The 26,986-nt window shown below is 71.8% G+C and carries 30 protein-coding genes and 1 pseudogene; 18 read left to right on the top strand and 13 right to left on the bottom strand.

Going from position 1 to position 26,986, the window contains the following annotated elements:
* Positions 1-38: 38 nt before the first annotated feature.
* From GEV28_RS21285 to GEV28_RS21295, 3 genes are all read right to left on the bottom strand, one after another.
* Positions 39-470 (bottom strand): YciI family protein, encoded by a 432-nt coding sequence (locus tag GEV28_RS21285; protein WP_291413867.1) that lies wholly within the window; start codon positions 468-470, stop codon positions 39-41.
* A gap of 19 nt (positions 471-489) precedes the next feature.
* On the bottom strand, positions 490-909 hold the full coding sequence (locus GEV28_RS21290; RefSeq protein ID WP_367115152.1) for a YciI family protein: 420 nt from the start codon (positions 907-909) through the stop codon (positions 490-492).
* Positions 910-1,150: 241 nt separating this feature from the next.
* A complete protein-coding gene (locus GEV28_RS21295; RefSeq protein ID WP_291413868.1) occupies positions 1,151-2,104 on the bottom strand; it encodes a YafY family protein in 954 nt (317 codons plus the stop codon).
* 63 nt (positions 2,105-2,167) lie between these two features.
* Here GEV28_RS21295 and GEV28_RS21300 point away from each other — a divergent pair, with 63 nt between their 5' ends.
* From GEV28_RS21300 to GEV28_RS21325, 6 genes are all read left to right on the top strand, one after another.
* Positions 2,168-2,641, top strand: a complete 474-nt coding sequence (locus GEV28_RS21300; protein WP_291413869.1) for a VOC family protein — start codon at positions 2,168-2,170, stop codon at positions 2,639-2,641.
* Positions 2,638-3,774 (top strand): winged helix DNA-binding domain-containing protein, encoded by a 1,137-nt coding sequence (locus GEV28_RS21305; protein ID WP_291413870.1) that lies wholly within the window; start codon positions 2,638-2,640, stop codon positions 3,772-3,774. The genes GEV28_RS21300 and GEV28_RS21305 overlap by 4 nt, the downstream gene beginning before the upstream one ends.
* A gap of 55 nt (positions 3,775-3,829) precedes the next feature.
* On the top strand, positions 3,830-5,656 hold the full coding sequence (gene recQ / locus GEV28_RS21310) for a DNA helicase RecQ (protein WP_291413871.1): 1,827 nt from the start codon (positions 3,830-3,832) through the stop codon (positions 5,654-5,656).
* Positions 5,657-5,698: 42 nt separating this feature from the next.
* The gene (locus GEV28_RS21315) at positions 5,699-6,112 is read left to right on the top strand and encodes a hypothetical protein (protein ID WP_291413872.1); all 414 of its coding nucleotides are present in this window, start codon (positions 5,699-5,701) and stop codon (positions 6,110-6,112) included.
* Positions 6,091-6,327, top strand: a complete 237-nt coding sequence (locus GEV28_RS21320) for a hypothetical protein (protein ID WP_291413873.1) — start codon at positions 6,091-6,093, stop codon at positions 6,325-6,327. The genes GEV28_RS21315 and GEV28_RS21320 overlap by 22 nt, the downstream gene beginning before the upstream one ends.
* A gap of 86 nt (positions 6,328-6,413) precedes the next feature.
* Entirely contained in the window at positions 6,414-7,631 is a 1,218-nt protein-coding gene (locus GEV28_RS21325) for an RIP metalloprotease (protein ID WP_291413874.1), read from the top strand.
* Here the strand turns inward: GEV28_RS21325 and GEV28_RS21330 are convergent.
* Positions 7,621-8,565: an isoaspartyl peptidase/L-asparaginase family protein gene (locus GEV28_RS21330; protein ID WP_291413875.1), complete on the bottom strand. Its 945-nt coding sequence runs from the start codon at positions 8,563-8,565 to the stop codon at positions 7,621-7,623. The genes GEV28_RS21325 and GEV28_RS21330 overlap by 11 nt on opposite strands.
* 49 nt (positions 8,566-8,614) lie before the next feature.
* Here GEV28_RS21330 and GEV28_RS21335 point away from each other — a divergent pair, with 49 nt between their 5' ends.
* The 3 genes from GEV28_RS21335 (at position 8,615) to GEV28_RS21345 (ending at position 11,326) form a co-directional block, all read left to right on the top strand.
* The gene (locus tag GEV28_RS21335) at positions 8,615-9,538 is read left to right on the top strand and encodes a LysR family transcriptional regulator (protein WP_291413876.1); all 924 of its coding nucleotides are present in this window, start codon (positions 8,615-8,617) and stop codon (positions 9,536-9,538) included.
* Positions 9,539-9,746: 208 nt separating this feature from the next.
* Positions 9,747-11,186 (top strand): OFA family MFS transporter, encoded by a 1,440-nt coding sequence (locus GEV28_RS21340; protein ID WP_291413877.1) that lies wholly within the window; start codon positions 9,747-9,749, stop codon positions 11,184-11,186.
* Between the two features lie 2 nt (positions 11,187-11,188).
* Positions 11,189-11,326: a hypothetical protein gene (locus GEV28_RS21345; RefSeq protein ID WP_291413878.1), complete on the top strand. Its 138-nt coding sequence runs from the start codon at positions 11,189-11,191 to the stop codon at positions 11,324-11,326.
* Here GEV28_RS21345 and GEV28_RS21350 read toward each other — a convergent pair.
* Entirely contained in the window at positions 11,295-12,053 is a 759-nt protein-coding gene (locus GEV28_RS21350) for a TetR/AcrR family transcriptional regulator (RefSeq protein ID WP_367115154.1), read from the bottom strand. The genes GEV28_RS21345 and GEV28_RS21350 overlap by 32 nt on opposite strands.
* Before the next feature lie 245 nt (positions 12,054-12,298).
* Positions 12,299-12,613 carry a multidrug efflux SMR transporter gene (locus GEV28_RS21355; protein WP_291413897.1) on the bottom strand — a complete coding sequence of 105 codons (315 nt, stop codon included), beginning with the start codon at positions 12,611-12,613 and terminating at the stop codon, positions 12,299-12,301.
* 108 nt (positions 12,614-12,721) lie between these two features.
* Between GEV28_RS21355 and GEV28_RS21360 the strand changes: the two genes are divergently transcribed.
* Genes GEV28_RS21360 through GEV28_RS21370 form a run of 3 tightly spaced genes read left to right on the top strand, consistent with a single transcriptional unit; the run spans position 12,722 to position 13,742 of the window.
* On the top strand, positions 12,722-13,120 hold the full coding sequence (locus tag GEV28_RS21360) for a helix-turn-helix transcriptional regulator (protein ID WP_291413880.1): 399 nt from the start codon (positions 12,722-12,724) through the stop codon (positions 13,118-13,120).
* Positions 13,117-13,455, top strand: a complete 339-nt coding sequence (locus GEV28_RS21365) for a hypothetical protein (protein WP_291413881.1) — start codon at positions 13,117-13,119, stop codon at positions 13,453-13,455. Before GEV28_RS21360 ends, GEV28_RS21365 begins: the two co-directional genes overlap by 4 nt.
* Before the next feature lie 56 nt (positions 13,456-13,511).
* Complete coding sequence (locus GEV28_RS21370) at positions 13,512-13,742, top strand: hypothetical protein (RefSeq protein ID WP_291413882.1); 231 nt, start codon at positions 13,512-13,514, stop codon at positions 13,740-13,742.
* Between the two features lie 97 nt (positions 13,743-13,839).
* On the opposite strand, the gene GEV28_RS21375 is transcribed toward GEV28_RS21370, so the two are convergent.
* Positions 13,840-14,208: a protease complex subunit PrcB family protein gene (locus GEV28_RS21375; protein WP_291413883.1), complete on the bottom strand. Its 369-nt coding sequence runs from the start codon at positions 14,206-14,208 to the stop codon at positions 13,840-13,842.
* Between the two features lie 54 nt (positions 14,209-14,262).
* Here GEV28_RS21375 and GEV28_RS21380 point away from each other — a divergent pair, with 54 nt between their 5' ends.
* Complete coding sequence (locus GEV28_RS21380; RefSeq protein WP_291413884.1) at positions 14,263-14,889, top strand: alpha-ketoglutarate-dependent dioxygenase AlkB; 627 nt, start codon at positions 14,263-14,265, stop codon at positions 14,887-14,889.
* 29 nt (positions 14,890-14,918) lie between these two features.
* Here the strand turns inward: GEV28_RS21380 and GEV28_RS21385 are convergent, their stop codons facing one another.
* Both GEV28_RS21385 and GEV28_RS21390 read right to left on the bottom strand, forming a co-directional pair.
* Positions 14,919-15,149 (bottom strand): hypothetical protein, encoded by a 231-nt coding sequence (locus GEV28_RS21385; RefSeq protein ID WP_291413885.1) that lies wholly within the window; start codon positions 15,147-15,149, stop codon positions 14,919-14,921.
* 360 nt (positions 15,150-15,509) lie between these two features.
* Complete coding sequence (locus GEV28_RS21390; protein ID WP_291413886.1) at positions 15,510-15,791, bottom strand: metal-sensitive transcriptional regulator; 282 nt, start codon at positions 15,789-15,791, stop codon at positions 15,510-15,512.
* Positions 15,792-15,904: 113 nt separating this feature from the next.
* On the opposite strand from GEV28_RS21390, the gene GEV28_RS21395 reads away from it, so the two are divergent.
* Both GEV28_RS21395 and GEV28_RS21400 read left to right on the top strand, forming a co-directional pair.
* Positions 15,905-16,702, top strand: a complete 798-nt coding sequence (locus GEV28_RS21395) for an alanyl-tRNA editing protein (RefSeq protein ID WP_291413887.1) — start codon at positions 15,905-15,907, stop codon at positions 16,700-16,702.
* Between the two features lie 119 nt (positions 16,703-16,821).
* Positions 16,822-18,567: a gamma-glutamyltransferase family protein gene (locus GEV28_RS21400; protein WP_291413888.1), complete on the top strand. Its 1,746-nt coding sequence runs from the start codon at positions 16,822-16,824 to the stop codon at positions 18,565-18,567.
* A gap of 18 nt (positions 18,568-18,585) precedes the next feature.
* On the opposite strand, the gene GEV28_RS21405 is transcribed toward GEV28_RS21400, so the two are convergent.
* Both GEV28_RS21405 and GEV28_RS21410 read right to left on the bottom strand, forming a co-directional pair.
* On the bottom strand, positions 18,586-20,061 hold the full coding sequence (locus GEV28_RS21405; protein ID WP_291413889.1) for an aldehyde dehydrogenase (NADP(+)): 1,476 nt from the start codon (positions 20,059-20,061) through the stop codon (positions 18,586-18,588).
* 14 nt (positions 20,062-20,075) lie between these two features.
* The gene (locus GEV28_RS21410; protein ID WP_291413890.1) at positions 20,076-21,500 is read right to left on the bottom strand and encodes a PLP-dependent aminotransferase family protein; all 1,425 of its coding nucleotides are present in this window, start codon (positions 21,498-21,500) and stop codon (positions 20,076-20,078) included.
* Between the two features lie 225 nt (positions 21,501-21,725).
* On the opposite strand from GEV28_RS21410, the gene GEV28_RS21415 reads away from it, so the two are divergent.
* On the top strand, positions 21,726-22,991 hold the full coding sequence (locus tag GEV28_RS21415) for an MFS transporter (RefSeq protein ID WP_291413891.1): 1,266 nt from the start codon (positions 21,726-21,728) through the stop codon (positions 22,989-22,991).
* A 183-nt stretch (positions 22,992-23,174) separates the two neighbouring features.
* Positions 23,175-24,084 (top strand): annotated as a pseudogene (locus GEV28_RS21420) (BCCT family transporter).
* A 108-nt stretch (positions 24,085-24,192) separates the two neighbouring features.
* Here the strand turns inward: GEV28_RS21420 and GEV28_RS21425 are convergent.
* Complete coding sequence (locus tag GEV28_RS21425) at positions 24,193-25,221, bottom strand: C40 family peptidase (protein ID WP_291413892.1); 1,029 nt, start codon at positions 25,219-25,221, stop codon at positions 24,193-24,195.
* A gap of 147 nt (positions 25,222-25,368) precedes the next feature.
* On the opposite strand from GEV28_RS21425, the gene GEV28_RS21430 reads away from it, so the two are divergent.
* A complete protein-coding gene (locus GEV28_RS21430; RefSeq protein WP_291413893.1) occupies positions 25,369-26,208 on the top strand; it encodes a metallophosphoesterase in 840 nt (279 codons plus the stop codon).
* On the opposite strand, the gene GEV28_RS21435 is transcribed toward GEV28_RS21430, so the two are convergent.
* Positions 26,209-26,604 (bottom strand): FtsX-like permease family protein, encoded by a 396-nt coding sequence (locus GEV28_RS21435; RefSeq protein WP_291413894.1) that lies wholly within the window; start codon positions 26,602-26,604, stop codon positions 26,209-26,211. It abuts the gene before it with no gap.
* Positions 26,605-26,986 lie beyond the last annotated feature (382 nt).

Below are 26,986 nucleotides of genomic sequence, written 5' to 3' on the forward strand. Positions count from 1 at the left end.
TCATCAGAGCAGCTCGGCCGAACCCGCGGCAACCCGGATCAGCTGTGACGCCGCTCGGTCACCGTCGCCTGCATCCGCTCGGTCCGCTCGCGGATCTCGTCGGTGAAGGTCTCACCGAAGTCGTCGCCCTCGAAGAACTGCCGGATCTCGATGACGGACTCGACGCTCGGGTCCGACGGGATCCGCTTGACCCACTCGATGGCCTCCTCGCGGGACTTGACCTCGAACACCCAGTAGCCCCCGACCACCTCCTTGGCCTCGGCGAACGGGCCGTCGACGACCGTCGGCTCGCCGCCGGAGAACGAGACGAGGGCGCCCTTGGCGGTCGGCAGCAGGCCGTTGCCGTCGAGCATCACGCCCGCCTTGACCAGCTCCTCGTTGTACCGACCCATCGCGGTGAGCACCTCCTCGTCGGCCATCTCACCGGCCTCGTAGTCCTCGCCGCCCTTGACCATGATCATGAACCGCATCGTGCCGTCTCCCCTCTGCTCAGTTCTTCTCGCGGAGCTCGGCGAACAGCTTTTCCTCGCGCTCCCGAAGCTCCGGGGTGAACTCGTCGCCGTAGTCCTCCGGGCCGGCGACCTGGCGGATCTCGATCTTGACGTTGCCGCCGCCGTCGAGCTTCGGCCACTTCTTGACCCACTCGATCGCGTCGGCGAGGGAGTCCACCTCGATCATCGTGTAGCCCGCGATCAGCTCTTTGGCCTCGGTGAACGGCCCGTCGATCACCGTCGGCCTCCCACCGGTGAACCGGACCTTCGCGCCCTTCACGCTGGGCTGCAGGCCGGCCCCGTCGAGCATCACGCCGGCCTTCACCAGCTCCTCGTTGTACTTCGTCATGGCCTCGAACAGCTCCGTGCTGGCCGGCACACCCGCCTCGGTGTCCTCGTCCGCCCTGCGGATGATCATGAATTGCACAGTCATAACCTCTTCTGGTCGCGGTCAACCTAGCCCTGTGTTGGTTTGGCTCGCTCCGCTCGCCGGTGAGTGGGCCTTCACCCGGTGTCTTCCCTCCTGCGCTGCTCGTTCGTTCCTCACTCCGCTGCTCGTCAGTCCAGACACCGGCGGCCCACTCACAGTGTTGGATTGGCTCGCTCCGCTCGCAGGTTCATGGCCTGCTCCCGGTCCACTCACGGGGACATTGGCTCGCTCATGTCACTCTTTTTCCGACTGCGGCTCGGTGTGCGCGATCTGCGACCGCGCGCAGATGGGCGACCAGCTCGGGCGGCTCGTGCACCTCGACCTCGCAGCCCAGCGTGAGCAGCCGGAACGCGAGCCACTCGAGCGTGTCGGAGGCACTCTCCCACCGGCACCGCCCGCCGTCGAGCGGTGTGCTCTCCCCACCGAGGTGCGCGGGCACCGCCGGCAGGTGCAGCGTGGCCACCGCGCGGTAGGTCGGCGCCAACGAGTACAGCTTCGACGTCACGAACGCGGCCGGGTCCTTCTCCGGCAGCTCCCGCGACGTGGCCCTGGCGCCGGTCGCGAGCAACGACGCCAGCCGGTCCACCCGGTAGATCCGCCAGTCGTCGCGATCGGTGTCGAAACCCACCAGGTACCAGCGGCGGCCCGCGGTCACCAGCCGGAACGGCTCGACCAGCCGGCGGCTCTCCACGCCGTCGCCGGTGCGGTAGGTGAACCGGACGCGTTCGTGGTTGGCGATCGCCGCGGCCAGCAGGGTCAGGCTCCCCGGCTCGACGGTCGGCTGGTCGCCGGGCAGCGGCACGGTCGCCGCGCCCAGGGCGCCGACCCGGTAGCGCAGGCGCGCGGGCAGCACCTGCTCGAGCTTGGTCAGCGCCCGCACCGACGCCTCCTCGATGCCGACCACCGCCTGCCCCGCCGCCGCCCGCAGCCCGACCGCGATCGCCACCGCCTCCTCGTCGTCGAGCAGCAGCGGTGGCATCGCGGCGCCGGCGGTGAGGCGGTAGCCGCCCTCCGCTCCCATCGTGGCGTGCACCGGGTAGCCGAGGTCGCGCAGCCGCTCGACGTCCCGGCGGACCGTGCGCGGGCTGACCTCCAGGCGCCGGGCCAGCTCGGTGCCGGGCCACTCGCGCGGCGTCTGGAGCAACGACAGCAGCGCGAGCAGCCGGGCGGAGGGGTCGCTCATGGGTTCCAGGATGCCAGCCGAGTAGGTCACGACCTGACCTATATGACCTCTACGGTCGGTGGCATGAAGACGATCCCCGACGGGTACACGACCGTCACCCCATGGCTGATCAGCAAGGACACCGCGAGTGAGCTCGAGTTCATCCGAGCCGCGTTCGGCGGGCAGGAGCTCGCCCGGGTGGAGAGCGAGGACGGAAGCATCGGGCACGCCGAGACCCGGATCGGCGACGCGGTCGTGCTGCTGTTCGACGCGCCGGCGGACTGGCCGCCGACGCCGTGCGTCCTGCGTCTGCACGTGGAGGACGCGGAGGAGACCTACCGACGCGCGCGGGCCGCGGGCGCCGAGGCGGTGACCGAGCCGACCGAGCTGTTCTGGGGCGACAAGGTGGGCCGGGTCCGCGACCCGTTGGGCAACCTGTGGTGGATCCAGCAGCGGGTGGCCGAGCCGACCCCGGACGAGATGACCGAGCGCGCGACCCGTCCCGAGTTCGTCGACGCCATGTCCTACGTGCAGAGCGGCAGGCTGATCCGGTCGTGACGTCGTTCAGCTGGGCCGACGTGTGTGCCCGCCGGCTCGCGCGGCACGGGCTCGCGGCGCCGCTCGCCGGCACGCCGGCCGATGTGGCGGCGGCGGTCGGCGGGACGCACGCGCAGGTCCTGTCGGCGGCGGAGCTGTCGATCGGGCTGCGGCTCGACGGCGTCACGCGGGCCGAGGTCCGGCACGCGCTGTGGACCGAGCGCAGCCTGGTCAAGACGTTCGGCCCGCGAGGCACCGTGCACCTGCTGCGCACGTGCGACCTGCCGATGTGGACCGGCGCGCTGGCCGCGGTGCCGCACTCGAGCCCGATGCCGGCCGCCGTGCGGATGACCGAGGGGCAGGCCGACCAGGTGATCGAGGCGATCGAACACGCCGTCACCAGTCTTCCCGACGCCGAGCTGACCGTCGACGAGCTGTCCGACGCGGTCGTCGCGGCCTGCGGCTCGTGGGCGGGCGACCCGGTGATGGAGGCGTTCCGGGGCAAGTGGCCGCGCTGGCGCCAGGTGCTGCCACTCGCCGGGATGCGTGGCGCGGTCTGCTTCGGCCGCAACCGCGGCCGCAGGACCACCTACACGAGCCCGCGCCGATGGCTGCCCGACCTCGCGCCGGCCGCCGGCGCGCTGCCCGACGTGCTTCGGCACCACCTGCACGCGTTCGGCCCGTCGACCCCGGAACGGTTCGCGAACTGGCTCGCCGCGCCGCCGGCGTGGGCCCGGCAGGTGTTCGAGGACAGCGGGAGCGACCTGGCGCGGGTGGAGGTCGAGGGCGAGGTTGCCTGGGTGAGCAAGGGAGACACCGGCGTGCCCGACGACCCGCCGCGCGGGCTGCGACTGCTGCCCTACTTCGACACCTACGCCTACGCCGTCGGCAACGACCGGCACCGGCTCTACCCGGGCGTCGCCGCCGAGCGCGCGGCCGGCAACTTCCAGGTGCTGCTCGTCGACGGCGTGGTCGGCGGACTGTGGCACCCACGTCGCTCCGGCCGCCGCATCCGGATCACGGTCGAGCCGTTCGGCACCCTCACGAAGGCGCGCCGCGCCGAGCTGGACGCGCAGGTCGACCGGGTCGGCACGATCCTCGAGGGCTCGCCCGAGCTGACCATCGGCGAGGTGGCGGTCGGCGGACACGCCTGACCCGCCTGTGGACAGCTCCCCGGGCTCGTCGGTGCGCGCCCATAGAATCGCCCGCGTGACTCTCCCCGACACCGCGACCCCGGCCACCGTCGACACGTTGCGCCGCGTGTTCGGCTACGACGCGTTCCGGGGGAACCAGCAGGAGATCATCGACCACGTGGTCGGCGGCGGCGACGCGCTGGTGCTCATGCCCACCGGCGGCGGCAAGTCGCTGTGCTACCAGATCCCCGCGCTGGTCCGGGACGGCGTCGGCATCGTCGTCTCGCCGCTCATCGCGCTGATGCAGGACCAGGTCGACGCGCTCACCGCGCTCGGCGTGCGCGCGGGGTTCCTCAACTCCACGCAGGACTTCGAGCAGCGCCGCGAGGTCGAGGCCGCGTTCCTGGCCGGCGACCTCGACCTGCTCTACCTCGCGCCGGAGCGGCTCAAGGTCGAGTCCACGCTGCGGCTGCTCGACCGGGGCACCATCGCGTTGTTCGCCATCGACGAGGCGCACTGCGTCGCCCAGTGGGGCCACGACTTCCGGCCCGACTACCTCGCGTTGTCGGCGTTGCACGAGCGCTGGCCGACGGTGCCACGCATCGCGCTCACCGCCACCGCCACCGAGGCCACCCGCAAGGAGATCGCCACCCGGCTCAACCTCGACGACGCGCGGCAGTTCGTCTCGAGCTTCGACCGGCCCAACATCCAGTACCGGATCGTGGCGAAGAACCGACCCGAGCAGCAGCTGCTGGAGCTGCTGACCACCGAGCACAAGGGCGACGCCGGCATCGTCTACTGCCTGTCCCGCAACTCGACCGAGCGCACGGCGGCCTTCCTCACCCAGAACGGGATCGAGGCGCTTCCCTACCACGCGGGGCTCGACGCCAGGACCCGCGCGGCGAACCAGTCGCGGTTCCTGCGCGAGGACGGGCTGGTGGTCGTCGCGACGATCGCGTTCGGCATGGGCATCGACAAGCCGGACGTGCGGTTCGTCGCCCACCTCGACCTGCCCAAGTCCGTCGAGGGCTACTACCAGGAGACCGGCCGCGCGGGCCGCGACGGGCTCGCGTCGACCGCGTGGCTGGCCTACGGCCTGCAGGACGTCGTGCAGCAGCGCAAGATGATCGCCACCTCCGAGGGCGGCGACGCGCACCGGCGGCGGCTCGGCGTGCACCTCGACGCGATGCTCGCGCTGTGCGAGACGGTCGAGTGCCGGCGGGTCCAGCTGCTCAACTACTTCGGCCAGCAGGGCGAGCCGTGCGGCAACTGCGACACGTGCCTGGCGCCGCCGGAGTCGTGGGACGGCACGGTCGCGGCGCAGAAGGTCCTGTCCGCGGTGTTCCGGCTCGACCGCGAGCGCCGGCAGAAGTTCGGCGTCGGCCACGTCGTGGACATCCTGCTCGGCCGCACCACGGCCAAGGTCACCCAGTTCAACCACGAGTCGCTCACCGTGTTCGGCGTCGGCGCCGAGCTGTCCGAGCCCGAGTGGCGTGGCGTCGTGCGCCAGCTCCTGGCCCAGGGCCTGCTCACCGTGGAAGGCGACCACGGCACGCTCGTGCTCACCGACGCGAGCGCGGACGTGCTGGGCCGCAAGCGCGAGGTCCGCCTCCGGCACGAGCCGAAGCGCGCGACCAGGTCCTCCGGCCGCAAGTCCGCGGCCGCCGCCCAGGCCGAGCTGCCCGACGAGGCCAAGCCGGTGTTCGAGCGCCTGCGCTCGTGGCGCGCCGCCACCGCGAAGGAGCAGGGCGTCCCCGCCTACGTGATCTTCCACGACGCCACCCTGCGCCAGATCGCCACCGAGTCCCCCGCCACGCTGGCGGCGCTGGGCTCGGTCAGCGGTGTCGGCGAGAACAAGCTCGCGAAGTACGGCCAGCAGATCCTGGACACCCTCGCCGCCTGACCGTGCAAGCGCCGTGAAAGCTGCCGGGGGCACGCTCCCGGCATGACGACAGACGGATTCCGGGTCGACGTGGTCCGGGTGCGCGCGGTGTCGGCCGGGCTCGCGGACGGCCGCGGCATCGTCGGCGCCGCGCTGGGCGTGGTCAGCGGCGCCACCCTGCCGGACGGCACGTTCGGCCCCGCGACCGCGGTCCTGGGCACCGGCCTCGAGCGGCTCACCGCCCGCCGGATCACCGGCCTGACCGCCCGCCTGCAGCGCCTGCAGGACCTCGTGGACAACCTGAGCCGGACGCCCTCGAGAAGGAGCACTCCGAGCTCGTCGGGCTCGTCGGCGCCGCGAACAATCTGCGCACCGAGGTGGACGACCTCCTCGGCGGCGCGGCGACCGCGATCATCGAGATCGGGGCCGACCTGGATGTGGACGCCGCAGGCGCCGTGGTCGCGGGCGTCGACGTGACCTCGGACGGCGAGCAGATCGTCACGGAGGCCGTCGACGGCATCCAGGGGGTCGTCGACGGCTTCGCCGACAACGTGGCGGACCTCGAGCGCGACCTGAAGGAGATGGAGGAGACCGCCGGGGCCGGCGCGGGCGGTGGCGGTGGCGGCGGTGGCGGCGCCGTCACGGGCGGGAGCGGCGGTGGTGGCGGCGAGCCACCGGACGACGAGGACTGACGCAACGCCGGTTTCACCTCGGTGATGCCACTGTCCGTTACGGGCTCCGGTAACAGAGCGGTACTGGCAACGGAGGGAAAGCTGGCGTGGTCGCGTACATCGTCGGTGTGGTGCTGTTCGCGCTGGGCATCTGCCTGTCGCTCTCGTTGCACGAGGCCGGGCACCTGCTCACCGCGAAGGCCTTCGGGATGAAGGTGCGGCGGTACTTCGTCGGGGTGGGCCCGACGGTGTTCTCCTTCCGCCGCGGCGAGACCGAGTACGGCCTGAAGGCGCTGCCCATCGGCGGGTTCTGCGACATCGCCGGCATGACCACCCTCGACGAGCTCACGCCCGACGAGGAGCGCCGGGCGATGTACAAGTACAAGACGGGGAAGCGCACCGCGGTCATGCTCGCCGGCCCGATCACCCACTTCTTCCTCGCCTTCCTCATCCTGTACCTCGTCGCCGTGTCGATCGGCCTGCCGAACCTCGCCGAGAAGCCGGTCGTGGCGACGGTCTCCTCGTGCGTCGCCGACGCGCGGACCACCGCGGAGCTGTCCGACCCGGCCTGCGCGTCAGGCGAGGTCGGCCCCGCGCAGGCCGCCGGTATCCGTCCCGGCGACGAGATCGTCGGCGTCGGCGGCCGGGCCACCCCGACGTGGACCGCGATGGTGGCCGCCGTCCGCGACGCCGGCGGCCCGACGGTGTTCGACGTCCGGCGCGGTGACGAGCGGCTGCGGCTCACCGTGGACGTGCCGCGGCTGGACCGCCCGGTCACCACCGCCGACGGCACGAGTGAGGTCGCCTCGGTCGGTGTCGCGGGGGTGACCGCCGCCCGCTCGTTCGACTACGGCCCGCTCGCCGCGTTCGGCGCCACCGCGTCCTTCTCCGGCGACATGCTGGCCCAGACCGCGACCAGGCTGGTCGAGTTCCCGCAACGCATCCCGGCCGTCGTCAGCTCGATCTTCGGCGCCGAGCGCGACCCGAACACCCCGGTCAGCGTGGTCGGCGCGAGCCGGCTCGGCGGCGAGGCGGTCGAAGCAGGCCTGTGGCAGCTGTTCTTCCTCCTGCTGGCCGGGCTGAACTTCTTCATGGGCGTGTTCAACCTGCTGCCCCTGCTGCCGATGGACGGCGGGCACATGGCGGTCTGGTGGTACGAGCGCGTCCGCAACTGGCGGCGCGAGCGCAAGGGCGAGTCGGCCGCCGCGCCGGTGGACTACACCCGCCTGTCGACGGTGACGATGGCCCTGGTGCTGGTCGGCGGAGCCGTCCTGCTGCTCACGGTCACGGCCGACATCGTCAACCCGATCAGGATCACGCAGTAGGCGTCTCGTCGTCGTACACCCGGACGACGACCCGGCCGTCCCGGGTGACGTAGCCGTTGACCAGGCCCGCGGTGCTGTGCGGGGTGGCCAGCTCACCCCGCGGGTCCAGCGCGATGACCCCGCCGGCGGCGCCGAGCGCGGGGATCTTCTCGTTGATCACCACGGCCGCCGCACGCCGTACCGGTGCGCCGGTGTAGGCCATAAGGGCGCAGATGTCGTAGGCGGCCACCGCACGCACGAACCCCTCGCCCGCGCCGGTGCACGAGACCGCGACTGTGCGGTTGTCGGCGTACGTGCCGGCGCCGGCGATCGCCGAGTCCCCCACGCGGCCGCCCAGCATGTTGGTCATCCCGCCGGTGGAGGTCGCCGCGGCGAGGTCGCCCGCGCGGTCCACCGCGACCGCCCCGACCGTGCCGCCGCCCTCCCGCGACGCGGCGCCTGGCCGCTTCGCGTCCATGAGGTCGTCCCACCGACGCTGGGTGAAGAAGTAGTCCTGCGCCGTGTGCGGCATGCCGTTCCGCGTCGCGAAGGCGTCGGCACCCGCGCCGGCCAGCATCACGTGGTCCGACCGATCCATCACCAGCCGTGCCAAGGAGACCGGGTTCCTCGTGTGGCGCACGCCGAGAACCGCGCCGGAGCGGAGATCCCGGCCGTTCATGATCGAGGCGTCCAGCTCGTGCGCGGCGTCGGCGTTGAGCACCGCGCCCCTGCCCGCGTTGAAGCTCGGGTCGTCCTCGAGCACCCGTACGGCGGTCTCGACCGCGTCCAGGCTCGACCCGTCCTCGGTGAGCACGCGGTAGCCGGCACGCAGGGCCTCGGTGAGCCCGTCGTGGTAGGCGCGCTCCCGCTCCTGGCCGACCGAGCCGCGCGGCACCGAGCCGGCACCGCCGTGGACCGCGAGGACGACGCCGTGGACCGAACCGTGGACCGACACGGTGGCGGACCTCCTTTACCTTCGGCGACTTTCCGGGTAAGTCTTGGCCATGTTGCTGCGTCAACTGGAGTACCTGAGCGCGCTGGCGCGCGAGGGTCACTTCGGGCGGGCCGCCGAAGCCTGCCACGTCTCCCAACCCGCACTCTCCGCCGCCATCCGCAAGCTCGAGGCCGAGCTCGACGTGCAGATCGTCCAACGTGGCCAGCGCTTCGAGGGGTTCACCCCCGAGGGCAAGCAGGTCCTGCTCTGGGCCCACCGCATCCTCGCCGAGGAGGACGCGATGCGCCACGAGCTCGCCAGCATGCGCGGCGGTCTGTCCGGCGTCCTGCGGATCGGCGCGATCCCCACCGCGCTGACCGTCGCCTCGCTGCTCACCACGCCGCTGTCCGAGCAGCACCCGCAGGTCCGGATCTCGGTCGAGTCGCTGTCCTCGCGGGAGATCGTGCACCGGCTCGCGGAGTTCGACCTCGACGTCGGAATAACCTATGTGGACGGTGAGCCGCTCGGCACGGTCCGGGTCGTGCCGCTCTACCGCGAGCGCTACATGCTGCTCACCCCCGCCGACGGCCCGTTCGCCCACCACGACTCGGTCGGCTGGGACGAGCTCGCGGACACCCCGCTCTGCATGCTGTCCTCGGTGATGCAGAACAGGCGCATCATCGACCGCAACTTCGCCGAGGCCGGGGTCACCGTCACACCGTCGGTCGAGGCCGACACGGTCTCCGCGATCTACGCGCACGTCGGCACCAAGCGCTGGTCGAGCGTCATCGCGCACGCATGGCTGCATGTGTTCGGCGTGCCGGAGGGACTGCGGGTCGTGCCGCTCAAGCGACCGCGCCAGACCCACCAGGTCGGCCTGGTCCTCGCCGACCGCGACCCCGAGCCGATGCTCGCCCGCGCCCTGCTGGACACCACCCACCAGGTGGACCTCCAAGCAGAGCTCGACGCGCTGCTCCAGCGCTATCTCACCTGAGTTTTCGCGATATCCGACAAAGTCTCCCAAACCGTGGCACTTCACCGTGGGTGATAAACCAGAGCTATCGGGTCATTACTGAGAATACTTTGACGCTCAACCATCCAGCTCAGTAGCGTCCTGCTTACTCGCGCGGGATGCGGCGGCTACGTCCACTCAGGACTCACGCGGCGCCCGGTCCCACCCGGACTGCACACGGAGGTGCGTCTTGGCGCTGTCGTTCCTTGATCGCGAACACACGGTGGCGAGCCCCGGGTACAGCAGATGGCTGATACCGCCCGCCGCCCTGGCGATCCACCTCTGCATCGGCCAGGCCTATGCCACGAGCGTCTACAAAACGGCGCTGGTACAACACTTCGACACCAGCCTCACCGCGATCGGGATCATCTTCTCGATCGCGATCGTGATGCTCGGCGTCTCCGCCGCGGTGATGGGCACCTGGGTGGACCGGGTCGGTCCGCGCGCGGCGATGTTCACCGCCGCCTGCTTCTGGGGATCCGGCTTCCTCATCGGCGCGCTCGGCATCGCCACGAGCCAGCTCTGGTTGGTGTACCTGGGTTACGGCTTCATCGGCGGCATCGGGCTCGGCATCGGCTACATCTCGCCGGTGTCCACGCTGATCAAGTGGTTCCCCGACAGGCCGGGCCTCGCGACCGGCATGGCGATCATGGGCTTCGGCGGCGGCGCGCTCATCGCCTCTCCGCTGTCCCGCCAGCTGATGGCGCTCTACGACCCCGACTACGACTCGTCGGTGTCCTCCTCGGTCGCCTCCGGCGGCGCGGTCGCGAGCCTGTTCGTCACCCTCGGCATCGTGTACTTCCTCGTGATGATGCTGGGCGTGTTCAACGTCAAGGTGCCCCCGCCCGGCTGGACGCCTGCCGGGTTCGACCCGGCGAAGCTCACGGCCAAGCCGCTCGTCACCACGTCGAACGTGTCCGCGGCCAACGCGATCAAGACCCCGCAGTTCTGGCTGCTGTGGACGGTCCTGTTCTGCAACGTGACCGCGGGCATCGGCATCCTCGAGCAGGCGAGCCCGATGATCCAGGACTTCTTCCGCGACGGCGGCGAGTCCAGCGTGGCCATCACGTCCGCGACCGCGTTCGTCGGCCTGCTGTCCCTGTTCAACATGGCCGGCCGGTTCGCCTGGTCGTCCACATCGGACTTCCTCGGCCGCAAGCCGACGTACATCATGTACCTCGGCGTCGGGATGATCCTGTATGTCCTGCTCGCCACCGCGGGGCACAGCGCCACCGCGGTGTTCGTGCTGCTGGCCGGCGTCATCATCTCCTTCTACGGCGGCGGGTTCTCTACCGTGCCGGCGTACCTGCGCGACCTCTTCGGCACCTACCAGGTCGGCGCCATCCACGGCCGGCTGCTCACCGCGTGGTCGGCCGCGGGCGTCGCCGGGCCGCTGATCATCAACGGCTTCCTCGACGCGCGGGGCAAGCCCGGTGACCTGGTGGCCGCCGACTACCGGCCGGCGCTGTTCACGATGGTCGGCGTGCTCGCGATCGGCTTCATCGCGAACCTGCTGATCCGCCCGGTCGCCGAGCGGTTCCACGAGGCGGCCGACCGCACCGACGCGTTCGCCGAGGCGGCCGCCGCGGCGTCCACATCGGACGAGACCAGCCCGTCGGGGCGGAGGTGAACATGTCCCAGCCCGATTCGCCGGCACCCTCCGGCGCCCAGACCACCCGGTTGGTCGTCTCCTGGCTCGTCGTCGGCATCCCGCTGATCTACGGCCTGTACATGACGATCAAGTCGGTCGTGCCGCTGTTCGGCGGCTGACGACCAGGCCCTCGACACCGGCGCGCAAGCCGTCGGCGTCGAGGGCCTCGCCGGTCACCAACGCCTGCAGCAGCGCGCCGTCCACCAGCGCGGCCAGCGCGAACCCGCGTTCCGGGCCGCCGACGAACCTCGAGCAGATGCCACGCAACCCGTCGATCCACAGTCGGGCCACCGGGCGCAGCTCCGGCGTACGGGTGGCGGCGAGGCAGAGCTCGTACTCGAGCAGCGCCTGCTCGCGGTCGTCGAGGTACCGGCGGGCGAGCTCGACGAACGTGGTGGGCAGGTCCTGGCTCCGGAGGAGTTCCTCCGCCCAGCTCTCCAGCCCTGCCCGCGCGGTCTCGGTCGCCTCGCGCAATGCCTGGGACACGAGGTCGTCCAGGGTCGGGAAGTAGTAGGTGGTGGAGCCGAGCGGGACACCCGCCCGCGCGGCGATCCGCCGGTGCGTCACCTGCCCGACACCCACCTCCGCGATCTCCTGCACGGCCCCGCGCAGGATGGCCCGCCGCCGCCCCTCGGGGTCGCGCCGCGCTGTGACACTGGCTCGCTCCGCTCGCTGGTTCGTGGGCCTGTTCCCGATGTCTTCCCTCCTGCGCTGCTCACTCACTCGTCCCTCGCTCGCTCCGCTGCTCGTCAGTCCAGACACCGGCGGCCCACGGTGTTGGATTGGCTCGCTTCGCTCGCTGGTGAGTGGGCCTGTTTCCGGTGTCTTCCCTCCTGCGCTGCTCACTCACTCGTCCCTCACTCGCTCCGCTGCTCGTCAGTCCAGACACCGGCGGCCCACGGTGCTGGATTGGCTCGCTCCGCTCGCTGGTTCGTGGGCCTTCACCCGATGTCTTCCCTCCTGCGCTGCTCACTCACTCGTCCCTCGCTCGCTCCGCTGCTCGTCAGTCCAGACACCGGCGGCCCACTCACGGGCTCGTGGCATTGGCCCCGGCGCATTGGCTCGCTTCGCTGGTTCGCTCGCAGGCTCGCTCAATGCGCCACCCCGCCCAGGTTGAGCGTCACCACGCCGCCGATGACCAGCAGCACGCCGGCGACCTTGGTGAGGCTGATCGACTCGTTCAGGAACACCACGCCGATCGCGACGATGGCCGCGGTGCCGAGCCCGGACCACATCGCGTAGGCCACGCCGACGGGCACGTCCCGCACCACGAGCGCGAGGATGGCGAACGCGGCCGCGTACGCGGCCAGGCAGCCTGCCGTCGGCCACGGTCTCGTGAATCCCTCGGTGAGCTTGAGCAGGCTCGTGCCGGCCACCTCGAGGGCGATGGCCAGCAGCAGGAGCATGTACGGCACCGTCTCCTCCTCGTGTACATCTGTACATGGACAAACGTACATCATATCCGCATTATTCATACTTGACTTATATAAGTGTCAAGTGACATTCTTCGTGCCGTGCAGGCCTTCGACGTGCTCGGCGATCCGGTGAGGCGCCGGATATTGGAGCTGCTCGCCGACGGCGAACAGGCCGCGGGCGCGGTCAGCGGGGTCGTCCGGGCGGAGTTCGGAATCTCGCAGCCGGCGGTGTCGCAGCACCTGCGGGTGCTGCGGGAGTCCGGGTTCGCGACCGTCCGCGCGGACGGCACCCGGCGCCTGTACGCCGTCGACTCGGCGCCGCTGCGGGAGGTCGCCCTCTGGCTGGAGCGCTTCCGCCGGCTCTGGAGCCAGCGCCTCGAGGCGTTGGGCACCGAGCTCGCGCGTGGCAGGCGCACGAGTCGCGAACAGCGCGAGAACGCTGCCGGGACGCCGTCCGCGGGCAGTACATCGGAAACGAGGAGCGAGGACGACACGTGATCGACGTCAACCAGGTCAACGCCACGCACCGGGAGATCGGCGATCACGCGGTCGCCACCGGCGAAGGGCGGTCGCTGCTGCTGCGCCGCGCCTACGACGCCCCGATCGAGGACGCGTGGAGCGCCTGCACCGACCCCGACCGGATCAGCCGATGGCTGGCCCCGGTCAAGGGCGAGCACGGTGACCGGCGCGCTCTTCCTGGCGGCCTGGATCTCGATCTTCTCGCTGCAGGGCGCCCGGGCGGCCAACGTCGCCTTCGCCGCCGCGATCACGCTCGTCCTGGCATCGACATCGCTGCTGGCCGCGCACCGGCGACCCGACCCGGCGAGGAGTAGGAGCCGTACGAGTCGGAGCGGCAGGCGGCGTTCCGCCGGGGCGTAGGCTTTCTCCCGTGGATGTGCTGGTGCCCTTCCTGATCGTCGTCGTCGGGTTCACCCTGGTCCTGTGGGGTCTCGCCCGATGGGCGGCCCGGGCCCGGCGACTCGGCATCGGGACGGCGGTCATGGGCACGGTCGACGAGGTCTTCCATCCGATCCAGCACCAGACGCACCTGGAGATCCTGGTGCAGGACGAACGCCTGGCGCCGTACGAGCTGCCGGGAGACCCGCCCGGCAGGTCCTGAGCTCAGCACTCGACGACGTGGACCTCGAGGGTGAGGCGGAGCCCGAGGTCGCGGTCGGCCGTGGCCACGACGTGCACCGGATAGGTGACGGCCTCGGTCACCACGCATGAGCCGAACGACCAACCCAACCACCTTGCTTCGCGCGAATGCGGTCCACGCCGAGCGGAGCGAGGCAGGTGTCACAGCACGAGCCGCCGGGCCGCTCCTCCGTCGCGAACACGTGCAGCACGCCGGCCTCCTCGACCAACCGGTCGATCCGGACGGCGAAACCACCGGTAGGTCGGCTGCCCACCGCGACCACGACCGCCATCTCGCGGTCGAGGTCGAGACCGGGCGGGGGCGGCGCGGAGCTGTGCCGGTAGTGGCCGAGCTCCCAGAAGCGCAGCCACTCCTCGCCGGTGCGGTACACCCACAGCCCGCCGGGCGCCACGAGGCGACCGTGCCGGGCCAACGTGCGGAACTCCATGGACCATCCTAACGGGTTACGCTCATGCGTTCGATTCGCTGGTAGGGTGGTGGCATGTCCGGTGCTGTACAGGGTTTTCTGCTCGACGAGCTCGAGGAGGTCGGGCTGGGCTCGCTCGCCCCGACCAAGCGGACCGAGCTCAGCCGGGGCGCCTGGGTCGACGTGCGGCCCGGCTGGCTCGCCGGCGCCGGGACGCTGTTCGAGCGGTTGGCACGGGACGTGCCTTGGCACGGCGAGCGGCGGCAGATGTACGACCGCGTGGTCGACGTCCCACGGCTGCTGTCCTTCTACGACGAGGGCGACCCACTTCCCGACCCGGTGCTCGACGCTGCGCGCGAGGCGCTCACCGGCCACTACGCCGCCGAGCTCGGCGAGCCGTTCCGCACCGCCGGCCTGTGCTACTACCGCAACGGCCGCGACAGCGTCGCTTGGCACGGTGACCGGATCGGCCGGGGGAACACCGAAGACACGATGGTCGCCATCGTCTCGGTCGGTGCGCCGCGCCCGTTGTTACTCCGGCCGCGCGGAGGCGGCCAGACCCTCCGCCACGCCCTGGGCTTGGGCGATCTCATCGTGATGGGTGGGTCGTGCCAACGCACCTGGGAGCACGCGGTGCCCAAGACCGCCAAGCCGGTCGGACCGAGGATCAGCATCCAGTTCCGCCCGCGCGGCGTTCGCTGACTCCGCATCGCAGACCCGGCAGCGCCACCTCAGCGCTGCCACCGAGTGGCGACTCGGCGGCAGCGTCGTCGTCCGAGGGGTCGGCGAAGACCGCGGTAGAAGTCGCGGATGTCGGCCACGAAGAGGTCGGGTGCCTGGTGCGCGGCGTAGTGGCCGCCGCGCTCGTACTCGTGCCATGAGGCGACGTTCTCGTGGTCCCGGTCCACGAACCGGCGGATCGACTTGAGGTCGCCCTCGAACGACGCGAGGCCGATCGGCACGGTGGTCGGCTCGGTGGGGTGCTGGGCGTGCGCGTTCTCGTAGTAGAACCGCGCGGATGATGCATAGGTACCGGTGAACCAGTAGATCGCGATGTTGGTCAGCGCGAAGTCGGCGTCGACCGCGTCGCCGAACAGCTGGCCGTTCCAGCCGATCAGCCCGACCGGACACGATCGACACGCGCGCGGTGTACCTGGGCCTACACGGCCGGGACTTCGAGGTCACCGGAGCTGGTCGCGCACCTCCGCGACCTGGCCGCCCGCTACCACCGCGCCACCGGCTGACCAGCCGGCGGCCGACACCGCGCGGCACGCGGCCGGCGACGGGCCGGCGACGGGCCGGCGACGGGCCGGTGGGCACGGTCAGGAGCGGACAAGGCGGGCGATCGCGTCGCTGGCCTCGCGGACCTTCTCGTCGGCGTCCTTGCCGCCGTCGACCAGGGCCTGGGCCACGCAGTGGCGGAGGTGCTCGTCCATCAGGCCGAGGGAGACCGCCTGCAGTGCCTTGGTGGCGGCCGAGATCTGGGTGAGCACGTCGATGCAGTACTCGTCGTTCTCGACCATGCGCTGCAGACCGCGGATCTGCCCCTCGATGCGGCGGAGGCGCTTCAGGTAGCCGTCCTTGTCGCTGGTGTAGCCCCGCATCCCGACTCCCTTTCCGCCGTTTCCGTACCCGACCATCCAGCATACCCGAGGGGGGTAATACACACCGGAGCGCGAGGCGCACGATACCTGGGACACACCGCAGGAGGCACACCATGGCCGTTCCGGGCAACGACGCACCGGCCCCGCCGCCCCCAGGGCTGGCCGACACCGAGCTCTTCGCCACCGACGCCTACCGCCGGTCGTTCGACAGCGCGGTACTCGAGGTCGACCGCGAGCAGGGCCGCGTCGCGCTGGCCAGGACCGCGTTCTACCCGGGCGGCGGCGGGCAGCCGCACGATCTCGGCACGCTCAGCTGGGGCTCGGGCGCCGCGCCGGTCACCAAGGTGCGCCGCGAGGGCGGGCTCATCTGGCACTGGCTCGACGCGCCCGAGCTGCCCGACCGCGGCACCGAGACGTTCGGCGAAGTCGACTGGGACCGCCGGCACCTCCTGATGCGCACCCACACCGCGCTGCACATCCTGTGCGGCGTCATCTGGACCGAGTTCCGGGTCGCGGTCACCGGCGGCAACATGGATCCCGGCAAGGGCCGGCTCGACTTCCCGCTCGAGAGCATGTCCACCGAACTCGGCCAGCGGGTCGAGAGCCGGATCAACGAGGAGATCGCCGCAGCCCGCGAGATCGTCGTCACCTTCCTCGGCCGCGAGGCCGCCGACGCCGACCCGGCGCTCATCCGCACCTCGGCCAACCTCATCCCGGCGGAGATCGACCCGCTGCGCGTGATCGACATCGTCGGCCTGGACAAGCAGGCCGACGGCGGCACCCACGTGCTGAGCACGGTCGAGGTCGGCTCGGTCGCGGTCACCGGCACGGAGTCCAAGGGCAAGGGCAACAAGCGGATCCGCCTGGAGGTCCGCCCGCCGGCGCGCGGAACCTCCGGCGCGGGACACTAGTGCCCCCGCCGACCAACGGCAGCTCAGGGGACCGTGACGGCACCCAACCACAAACCACCGGAGGTCCGCACCGTCCACTGGAACGCAACCAACACTTTTGATTCCGGGGAGGCGGACTAGTGTTCACCACTCGCCCTGAGCTGGCCGGCACGTTCGGCATGGTGGCCTCGACGCACTGGCTCGCGTCGGCCGCCGGGATGGCAGTGCTCGAGGCCGGCGGCAACGCGTTCGACGCCGCCGCGGCCGTCGGGTTCACCCTGCACGTCACCGAGCCGCACATGAACGGGCCGGGCGGCGAGGTGCCGGCGATCTTCGCCACCGCCGCCGACCCGACCCCACGAGTCCTGTGTGGACAGGGCGGGGCGCCGCGCGGGGCCACCATCGCGAGGTTCCGCGACGAGGGGCTCGACCTGGTCCCGGGCACCGGCCTGCTCGCCGCGACCGTGCCCGGTGCGGTCGGCGCCTGGCTCACCCTCCTCCGCGACCACGGCACCAAGCCGCTGCGGGACATCCTCGGCTACGCCATCTCCTACGCCGAGCACGGCCACCCGGTCGCCGAGGCCGTGGTCGCCACGATCGGCACGGTCGAGGAGCTCTTCCGCACCCACTGGCCGACCTCCGCGGCCCGCTGGCTCCCCGCGCCCCGCCCGGGCGAGCTCATCCGCAACCCGGCGCTGGCCGACACCTACCGCCGGCTGGTCGACGAGGCCGAAGCCGCGGGCGCCGGCCGCGAGGCACAGCTCGACGCCGCGATCCGCGCCTGGTACGACGGCTTCGTTGCCGAGGAGCTGGACGCGTTCTGCCGCACCGACCTCCACGACGACTCCGGCACACCGCACCCGGGCCTGCTCACCGGCGACGACCTCGCCGCCTGGCGGCCGAGCTACGAGGAACCGGCGAGCGTCGACGCGTACGGCTGGCGGGTCTGCAAGGTCGGCCCGTGGAGCCAGGGCCCGGTGCTCCTCCAGCAGCTGACCACCCTCCAGGCGATGGGCGAGCTGCCCCCGCCGGGCAGCGCGGAGCTGATCCACCGCGTGGTCGAGGTCGCCAAGCTGTGCTTCACCGACCGCGAGGCCACTTACGGCGACGACCCGGACGTGCCGCTCGAGCGGCTGCTCTCCCCCGCCTACGCGGCCGAGCGCGCGGCGCTCGTCGGCGAGGACGCGGGCCCGCCGCTGCGCGTGGGACAGGGCCGGCTGCCGAGGTTCGTCACCGAGGGCGGCCAGGTCGCGCCGACCGGCCTCGGCACCGGCGAGCCGACGCTGTCCCCGCTCGGCACCACCCGCGGCGACACCTGCCACATCGACGTGATCGACCGGTGGGGCAACGTCGTCTCCGCGACCCCGTCCGGCGGCTGGCTGCAGAGCTCCCCCACCGTCGCGTCGCTCGGGTTCTGCCTCGGCACCCGCGCGCAGATGTTCTGGCTCGAGGAGGGCCTGCCGAACTCGCTCGCACCCGGCAAGCGCCCACGCACCACGCTGTCCCCCTCGCTCGCCGTGCGGGACGGCCGGGTCCTGTCCTTCGGCACGCCCGGCGGCGACCAGCAGGACCAGTGGCAGCTGAGCTTCTTCCTGAACCACGCCGCACACGGCATGAACCTGCAGGAGGCGATCGACGCGCCGAGCTGGCACACGACGGCGTTCCCGTCCTCGTTCTACCCCAGGGCGACCGGCACCGAGCTCGTCATCGAGTCCAGAGTGGACACAGCGGTGGTCGCCGAGCTCCGCCGGCGCGGCCATGACGTGACGGTCGTCGAGCCGTGGTCGCTCGGCCGGCTGTCCGCGGCCTCGCGCGACGCCGGTACCGGAATCCTGCGCGCGGCAGCCAACCCGCGCGGCCAGCAGGGCTACGCCGCGGGCCGCTGAGCCGGAGGACCGGCGGCCTCAGCGCGGGGTGAGCACGCCGTCCAGCCGGCGGGGGATGCCCAGCGGGTTGCCGTCCCGCAACGCCTCGGGCAGCAGGTGTTGCGGCATGTTCTGGTAGGCCACCGGCCGCAGGAACCGGCCGAGCGAGGTCGCGCCGACCGACGTGTGCAGCGGCGCCGTCGTCGCGGGGTACGGGCCGCCGTGGTGCATCGCGTAGGTCACCGCGAGGCCGGTGGGCCACCCGTTCCAGAGCAGCCGGCCGGCCCGCTCGGTCAGCTCGGCGAGCAGCAGACCGGCCACCTCGTCGTCGCCCTCGCCGTGGACGGTCGCGGTCAGCTCGCCCACGAACGACCGGGCGCAGGCCAGCAGCTCCTCGGCCGAGGAGTAGCGGACCACGATCGACGTCGGGCCGAAGCACTCCACGGCCAGCTCCGCGTGGTGCGCCAGCAGATCCGCCGCGGTCGTGCCGAGCAGCGTCGGCGCCGGGCCGACCGCGCTGTCCGCGCCCGGGTGCAACACCCGGACCGCCGGGTGGTCGACCAGGGTGGACAGCACGCGGGCGTAGCCGCCGGCGATCCGGTCGTTGAGCAGCCGGGCCGCGGGCCGGTCGGCGAGCGCGGCCACCAGCCTGTCCTCGACGGCCTCGGCGTGCGACGCGGGCACGAACAGCAGGCCGGGCTTGGTGCAGAACTGGCCCATGCCGAGGGTGAACGAGCCGAGGTAGCCGTCCGCGATCTCCGCCGCGCGGCTGCGCGCCGCCGCCTCGGTGACGAACGCCGGGTTCACGCTGCCCATCTCGGCGTAGAACGGGATCGGGTCCGGCCGCGAGCTCGCCAGGTCGAACAGCGCCCGCCCACCGGTCGGCGAACCGGTGAACGCGCCCGCCCTGATCCGCGGGTCCAGCACCGCCGCCCGGCCGGCCTCCTCGCCGCGCACCAGCGCGAACGAGCCGTCGGGCAGACCGGCGGCGGAGAGCGCCGAGGTGACGAGCGAGCCGGACAGCGCGGAGATGCCGGGATGGCCCGGGTTCGACTTGAGCACCACCGGGCAGCCGACCGCCAGCGCCGCCGCGGTGTCGCCACCCGCGACGCTGAACGCGAACGGGAAGTTGCTGGCCGCGAACACGACCACCGGCCCGATCGGCCGCAGCATCCGCCGCACGTCCGGGCGGCCGCCCGCGGGCCAGGACGGGTCCGGCGGGTCCAGGGTGGCCTCGAGGTAGCCGCCCTCCTCGACGACCTCGGCCAGCAGCCGCAGCTGGAACGTCGTGCGGCTGAGCTCACCCACCAGCCGAGGCTCGACCGGCAGCCCGGTCTCCTCGTTCGCGAGCGGCACGAGGTCGCCCGCCGCACCGTCCAGCGTGTCCGCGACCCGGCGCAGCGCCTCGGCCCTGGCCGCCGCCGGCAGCGACGCGAGCGGTGCCCGCGCGGCCGCGGCGGCCGCCAGTACCGAATCCAGTTCCTGCCCGGTCGTGTCGGCACTCGGCGTGGTCATCCCGCGACCGTATCTCACCGCCAGCAGCCGGCGAGCAGGCTCAGCCCGGGCTCGATCCTGTCCAGCTCGATCGCGCCGTACCCGAGCGCGAGCCCCGGCTCACCCGGCCCCTCGCCGTAGTAGTCGGCCAGGCTCTCCACCGCGACCCCGACCTCGGCGGCCCGGCGCACGACAGTGCCGATGTCGACGCCGACGCCGGGCGACCCGCGCGACCGGGCGGCCAGGTGCAGACCGGCGATCGACGGCACGACCTCCAGCCGGTCGGCGAAGTCGCGGCGCAGCACGTGCGCGATCCGCTCGTGCCGCGCGGCGTACTCGCGGGTCGACCGGCGCAGGTGCCGGGCGAACAGGCCCTCGGTGAGGAACGCGGCCATCGCGCCCTGCGAGGCGATCTCGCCCTGCCGGTCGGTCAGCCGTTTGGCCGCCCGGACCGCCGGACCGAGCGCGGGCGGCACGACGAGGAAACCCAGCCGCAGCATGGGCAGCATGGTCTTGGCGAACGAGCCGACGTAGACCACCCGGCGGCCGTGGTCGAGGCTGTGCAGCGGCTCCAGCGGCCGGTCGGAGAAGCGGAACTCGCTGTCGTAGTCGTCCTCGACCAGCACCGCGCCGCGCCTGCGCGCCCAGGCCAGCAACGCGGTCCTGCGGTCGAGCGACATCGCGGTGCCGAGCGGGAACTGGTGCGACGGCGTGACGTAGACCAGGCGCGCCGCCCGCGGGATGGCCGGCACGACGATCCCCTCGGCGTCGACCGGCACGCCGACCACCTTCGCGCCGAGCGAGGTGAACAGCCCGCGCACCGGCGGGTACCCCGGCTCCTCGACCGCCACGCAGCCGCCCGGCTCGAGCAGCACCCGGCCGACGAGGTCGATCGCCTGCTGCGCGCCATGCGTCACGATCACGTCGTCGGCGACGGTCCGCACCGAGCGCGACAGCCCGATGTGCTTGGCGATCGCCGCGCGGAGCCCGGCGTGCCCGGCCGGGTCGACGTAGCCCGTGCCGAGCACGCCGACGTCACTCAGCTCGCGGGCGACGAGCCGGCGCCACGCGGCCATCGGGAACCGGTGCGCGTCCGGCACACCGAGCCGGAAGTCGTACACCGCGGGCCGGGCCCGCGGCGGGTCGCCGGCCAGCGCGCGCCACACCGGGCGAACCGGGATGTCGCCACCCGGCTCGCCGGGCCGGGCCGGCGGGCCGGGCGGGTTGGCGCACACGAACGTGCCCGCGCCGACCCGACCGACCAGGAAACCCTCGGCGGTCAGCCGCTCGTAGGCGACCGCGACCGTGTTGCGGGAGACCGCGAGGCTCGTAGCCAGCTCCCGGGTCGGCGGCAGCCGCTCCCCCGGCGCCAGCCGGCCGTCGATGATCGCCTCGTGCAGCTGCCGGTAGATCCGTGCGGACAGGTCGCCGCGACCGGCCAGGCTCACGTGGAAGTCCACGCGGGACACCGTACATTGGCCCAGTCTGTTTGGGCGAGAATTGGTCCATACGCGGCACCAATCGCAACCATAGATTTCCCTCGTGAGCACGATCGAGGGAGGCGGCGTGAGCGGAGCTTGCGGAGCGAATCGTCGATGTTCAGGCCGTCGCCGAATCCGCGCAGGGCGTCGGTGGAGCGGAGCTTGCGGAGCGTTCCGGCGCCGCGGAGCGGACGAGGAGGCGGCATGAGCGCCGAGGCGACGACCGGACCGGCGAAGGCACGGCTCCGGCGGGTGGCCGGGGTGCTCCCCGACGCCGGCCCGCCGCGGATCCTGTCGGTCGCGCAGCTGACCGACTCCATCGGCCTCGGCGGCTACCTCGTCTGCTCGGCGCTGTACTTCACCCGCATCGTCGGCCTCACCCCGACACAGGTCGGCTTCGGGCTCACCGTCGGGTGGGCGGTCGGCTTCCTCGCCGGCGTACCGCTCGGCCACCTCGCCGACCGGCGCGGCCCGCGCGGCGTCGCGATGCTGCTGGCCGCGAGCACCGCGGCCGCGCTCGTGCTGTTCCTGTTCGTCCGTGACCTCGTGCCGTTCGTGGCGGTCGCGAGCCTGTACGGAGCCAGCCAGTGCGGGCTCACCGCCGCCCGGCAGGCGTTGCTCGCCGGCCTCGTCGCGGCGGCCGCACGGACCCGGGTGCGCGCGGTGCTCCAGTCGGCGGTCAACGGCGGCATCGCGATCGGCGCGGCCCTCGGCGGGCTCGCGCTGCAGATCGACACCGAGTCGGCCTACCTGGCAGTGTTCGCGCTCGACGCGGTGAGCTTCGCGATCTCCTCGCTGGTCCTGCTGCGCCTGCCGGCGGTCGCGGCCGAGCCGCGCGGCCCGGTCGGCGAGCCGGCGCTCGCGGTGCTGCGCGACCGGCCCTACGCGGTGATCGCCGCGCTGAACATGGTCCTGCAGCTGCACATCCCGCTGATCACCCTCGGCATTCCACTGTGGATCGTGCAACGGACCGACGCGCCGAGCTGGACGGTGGCCGCGCTGCTGGTGCTCAACACGATGTCCATCGTGGTCTTCCAGGTCCGGGTGGCGCGCCGGGTGACCGATGTGGACACCGCGGCCCGGCAGGTCCGCGCCGCCGGGGTGGTGCTGCTGGTCGCCTGCGTCGTGTTCGCGCTGTCCGCCGCCGGGTCCTCGGCGCTGCTCGCCGTGGCGATCCTGATGCTCGCCGCCTGCCTGCAGTCGCTCGCGGAGATGATGCAGGCGAGCGGCTCCTGGGAGATCAGCTTCGATCTCGCTCCGCCCGGCAGGCACGGCCAGTACCAAGGGTTCTTCGGCTCCGGCTTCACCGTGGCGCGGATGCTCGGCCCACTGCTCGTGACCACGCTGATCATCAGCTGGGGCACGATCGGGTGGCTGCTGCTCGGTGTCGCGTTCCTGCTCGCCGGCCTCGCGATCGTGCCGGCCGTGCGTGCGGCGCGGGCGCGGGTGCCCGAGAACTCTTTTGCATAACGGAAACATCGAGGCATCACATTGCGCAACCGCTCCGCAGAGTTGACCAACGGTTTAGGCTCCCGCGAAACCGGTCCGGATGAGCCTGAGTCGGCGGGAGGCGCCGTGGCGGAAGATACGGCACGAGCACCGGAGGAGACCGCGCCCGCACCCGATGAAGTCGTTGAGGTATCAGAGGAATCGGTGATCGTCGCGGCCGACCGGCCGCCGGTCACCGATCGCGTCGTGTTCGGGGTGGCGGCCGCGCTCACCGTGATATTCCTTCTCTGGGGCGTACTCGGCACCGACTCGCTGATCAACGTGGCGGGCAGCGTGCTGAACGACGGCATCATTCCCTACGGCGGCTGGGCTTTCGTGCTCGTCGCAAGTGGATTCGTGGTGTTCGCCATCGGCCTGTCGATCAGCCGGTACGGCCGGATCCCGCTCGGCGCGGACAAGGAGAAGCCGGAGTTCCGCACGGTCTCCTGGATCGCCATGATGTTCAGTGCCGGCATGGGCATCGGGCTGATGTTCTTCGGCGTGGCGGAGCCGGTCACCCACCTGATGACCCCGCCGCCGGGCACCGTCCTGCCGGCGTCGGACGAGGCCGTGCACACCGCGATGGCCACGACGCTCTTCCACTGGACCGTCCACCCCTGGGCGATCTACGCGGTCGTCGGACTCGCGATCGCTAGAGCACCTGCCACTGTCCACACTGGCCGCGATCCTGGTGATCATCCTGGTGTCGATCTTCTTCGTGTCCGGCGCGGACGCCGCGTCGGTGGTGATGGGCACCTTGTCCCAGGGCGGCTCGGTGCATCCGAAGCGCAACGTGGTGATCTTCTGGGGCGTGCTCATGGGTGGCGTGGCCATCGTGATGCTCCTGGCGGGCGGTGGCGGCGGCGCGTTGAGCGGCCTGCAGAACCTCACGATCATCGTGGCGGCGCCGTTCGCCGTGGTGATGATCGGGCTCTGCTGGTCGCTGTGGCGGGACCTGCGCACCGACCCGCTGGTGCTCAAGGAGAACGAGATGCTCAAGACGCTGCGGGAGAACGTGGACGCCGACGGCGACCCGTCCTCGCGGCGGCGCGGCCGGCACGTCGGCCGGCACTGACGCGGGTGGGTGGGTGCGGCTCGCTTCGGCGGACGCACCCCTCGCCCGCCCCGCGCGGCCAGGTCCTGAACGGTGGACTCGCGGGTCCTGAACGTTGGACTCGCGGGGTCAGTTGATGACGCGGCGGATGACGGTGATCGGGCCGATGGTGTCGATGCCGCCGATCTTCACGGTCTCGCCGAAGCTGGGCGCGTGCACCGCGCGGACGTTGTCCACCGCGATCGCGACGTGGTGCACGGGCTGGTAGTAGAAGATCAGGTCGCCGGCCCGCACGTCGGTCCTGGCCACCTGCCGGCCGACCGTCGCCTGCTGGCGCGACACCCGCGGCAGCACGAGCCCGGCCGCGCGGAACGCGGTCTGCACCAGGCCCGAGCAGTCGTAGGAGCTCGGCCCGACCGCACCCCACAGGTACGGCTTGCCCAGCTGGCCGAGCGCGAACTGGAGCATCCCGCCGATGTTGCCCCGCGGGATGACGACATCGCTGCCGTAGTCCTCGATACCCGCCAGTAGCGACCGCTGGTCCGGCGTGAGGTTGTCGAGCGCCGCGCGCACCTCGGCGATCTGCCGGTCGAGGTCGGCCCGCCGGGACTGGACGTCGGCGGCCCCGTCCGCCACCTTGGCCTCGGCGGCGTCGGCCGCGGCCGAGGCGGTGGCCGCGTGCTCCTCGGCGGCCTCGGCCTCCGCGAGCGTCGCGTCGCCGTGGTGCGGACCGCCGGTGAGGTGCTGGGCGAGGCTGACCGCCTCGAGCTTGCCGAGCAGGTCGCCGGGGCTGGTGCTGGTGGCGAACGCGGACAGCGCGTCGAGGTCGCGGCGCGAGGACAGCGCCTCGGCGACCTTGTCCAGGTCCTGCGTGGCGTTGACCTTGCCGCGCGCCGCGTCGGCGACGGCCTTGGCGTCCTCGGCGGCCCAGGTGGCCTCGGCGGACGCCTCCTGCTGCTTGGTGAGGCTCTCCTGGACGATCAGGAGCTCCTCGTTGACGCGCTCGGCCTCCCGGCTCAGGTCCTGGTAGTGCGCGAGCAGGCCGGCGACCGTGGTCGGCTGGGCGACCGCGGGCATCGGCGCCACCAGCAGCGTCGCCACCAGCAGCGTCGCGGCCAGCACCACGACGCCGCCCAGCGAGGCAGTCACTCCGCGCACCACGACTCCTTCCCCCCACCAGAGTGGTCACGGCCATTCTGCGGCAAAGATCGCGCCTTCGGCTCGATTCGAGCCAACCGGGCAGCAACCTCTGCACCAACGGATGGTAAGGCACCGGGGATAACGCGACCGTTAGGGTGGCGCGTCGTGAGCAGCCTCTACGCGGTCAGCGACCTGCATGTCTCCTACGCGGAGAACCGCGAGGTGGTCCGCGGTCTGCGCGCGGCGTCCGATACGGACTGGCTGCTGGTGGCCGGCGACGTGGCCGAGCGGTTCGCGAGCGTCGAGTGGGCGTTGGGGACGCTCCGGGAGAAGTTCGCCAAGGTCATCTGGGTGCCGGGCAACCACGAGCTGTGGACCCCGCCGGACGACCCGGTGACGCTGCGCGGCGTGGCCCGGTACGACGCGCTGGTGGAGATGGCGCGGCGGCTGGACGTGGTGACCCCCGAGGACCCGTACCCGGTCTGGACGGCCGGCGCCGAGCCGGTGACGATCGTGCCGCTGTTCCTGCTCTACGACTACACGTTCCGCCCGGACGGGTGCGCCACCAAGGAGGAGGGCCTCGCCTACGCGCACCAGACCGGTGTCGTGTGCACCGACGAGTACATGCTGCACCCCGACCCGTACCCGACCAGGGACGAGTGGAGCCGGGCCAGGGTCAAGACGACCGAGGCCCGGCTCGCGGAGATCACGACGCCGACGGTGCTGGTCAACCACTACCCGCTGGTCCGCGAGCCGACCCGGGTGCTGCGCTACCCGGAGTTCGCCCAGTGGTGCGGCACCGAGGCGACGGCCGACTGGCACACCCGGTTCGACGCGGCGGCCATGGTCTACGGCCACCTGCACATCCCGCGGACGACGGAGTACGACGGGGTCCGCTTCGACGAGGTCTCGTTGGGCTACCCACGGGAGTGGCAGCACCGCGAGCGCCCGCACGGCCTGCCCCGCCGCATCCTGCCGCCCGACCTGACCCGCACGATCACCTGATCACGCGGTCGCGATCGCGGTCAGCACGTCGGTCCGCGCGGCGCGGCGGGCCGGCCACAGCGCCGCGAGAACGCCCACCGCCACCATGCCCGCCAGCGCGACGCCGAGCTGCGCGTACGGCACGGTGATCTCGAACAGCGCGCGGCCCAGCATCACATGCTGCATCACCGCGCCGAAGAGCACGCCGACCGCGATGCCGGCCAGGCCGCCGTAGCCGCAGATCACCAGGCTCTCCAGGCGCACCGCCCTGCGCACCAGCCGCCGGGACGCGCCGACCGCGCGGAGCACGCCCAGCTCGCGGCGGCGCTCCAGCACCGACAGCGCCAGCGTGTTGACCACCCCGAAGATCGCGATCACGATCGCCGCGCCGAACATCGCGTACATCACCGCGAGCACGGCCTCGAACTCTTCTGGGGGAATGAGCCGACCACCTTGGGTCGGGCCGGCCAAAGGGCAAGAAGCGTTGTGGGTGCGTCCGATTTCGACCCCGATGTATCAGTCCGAACAAGCGTGGATCATCGTCGAGCAGGCAACGGCCTACGCAGAGGGCCTGGCAATCGACGTGGACGTCACTGCGGAGACTAAAGACACAACGCCAGGAGAGGCACTCGAATCGGGAATGGTCGCGGTCGACGAAGGGCCAATGCCGCTAACTTTGGGGTGATCTTGTTGTCAGGCGCCAAAATATGATCTTGGTTTTGGGTGGGAGGGGTTTCTTGTACTCGTCGGTTTGGCGGGGGAAGCGGCCACCGGCCTGTTTCTGTTCGCGGGCGAAGGA

Source organism: Actinophytocola sp. (assembly GCF_009379765.1).
GTDB lineage: Bacteria > Actinomycetota > Actinomycetes > Mycobacteriales > Pseudonocardiaceae > Actinophytocola.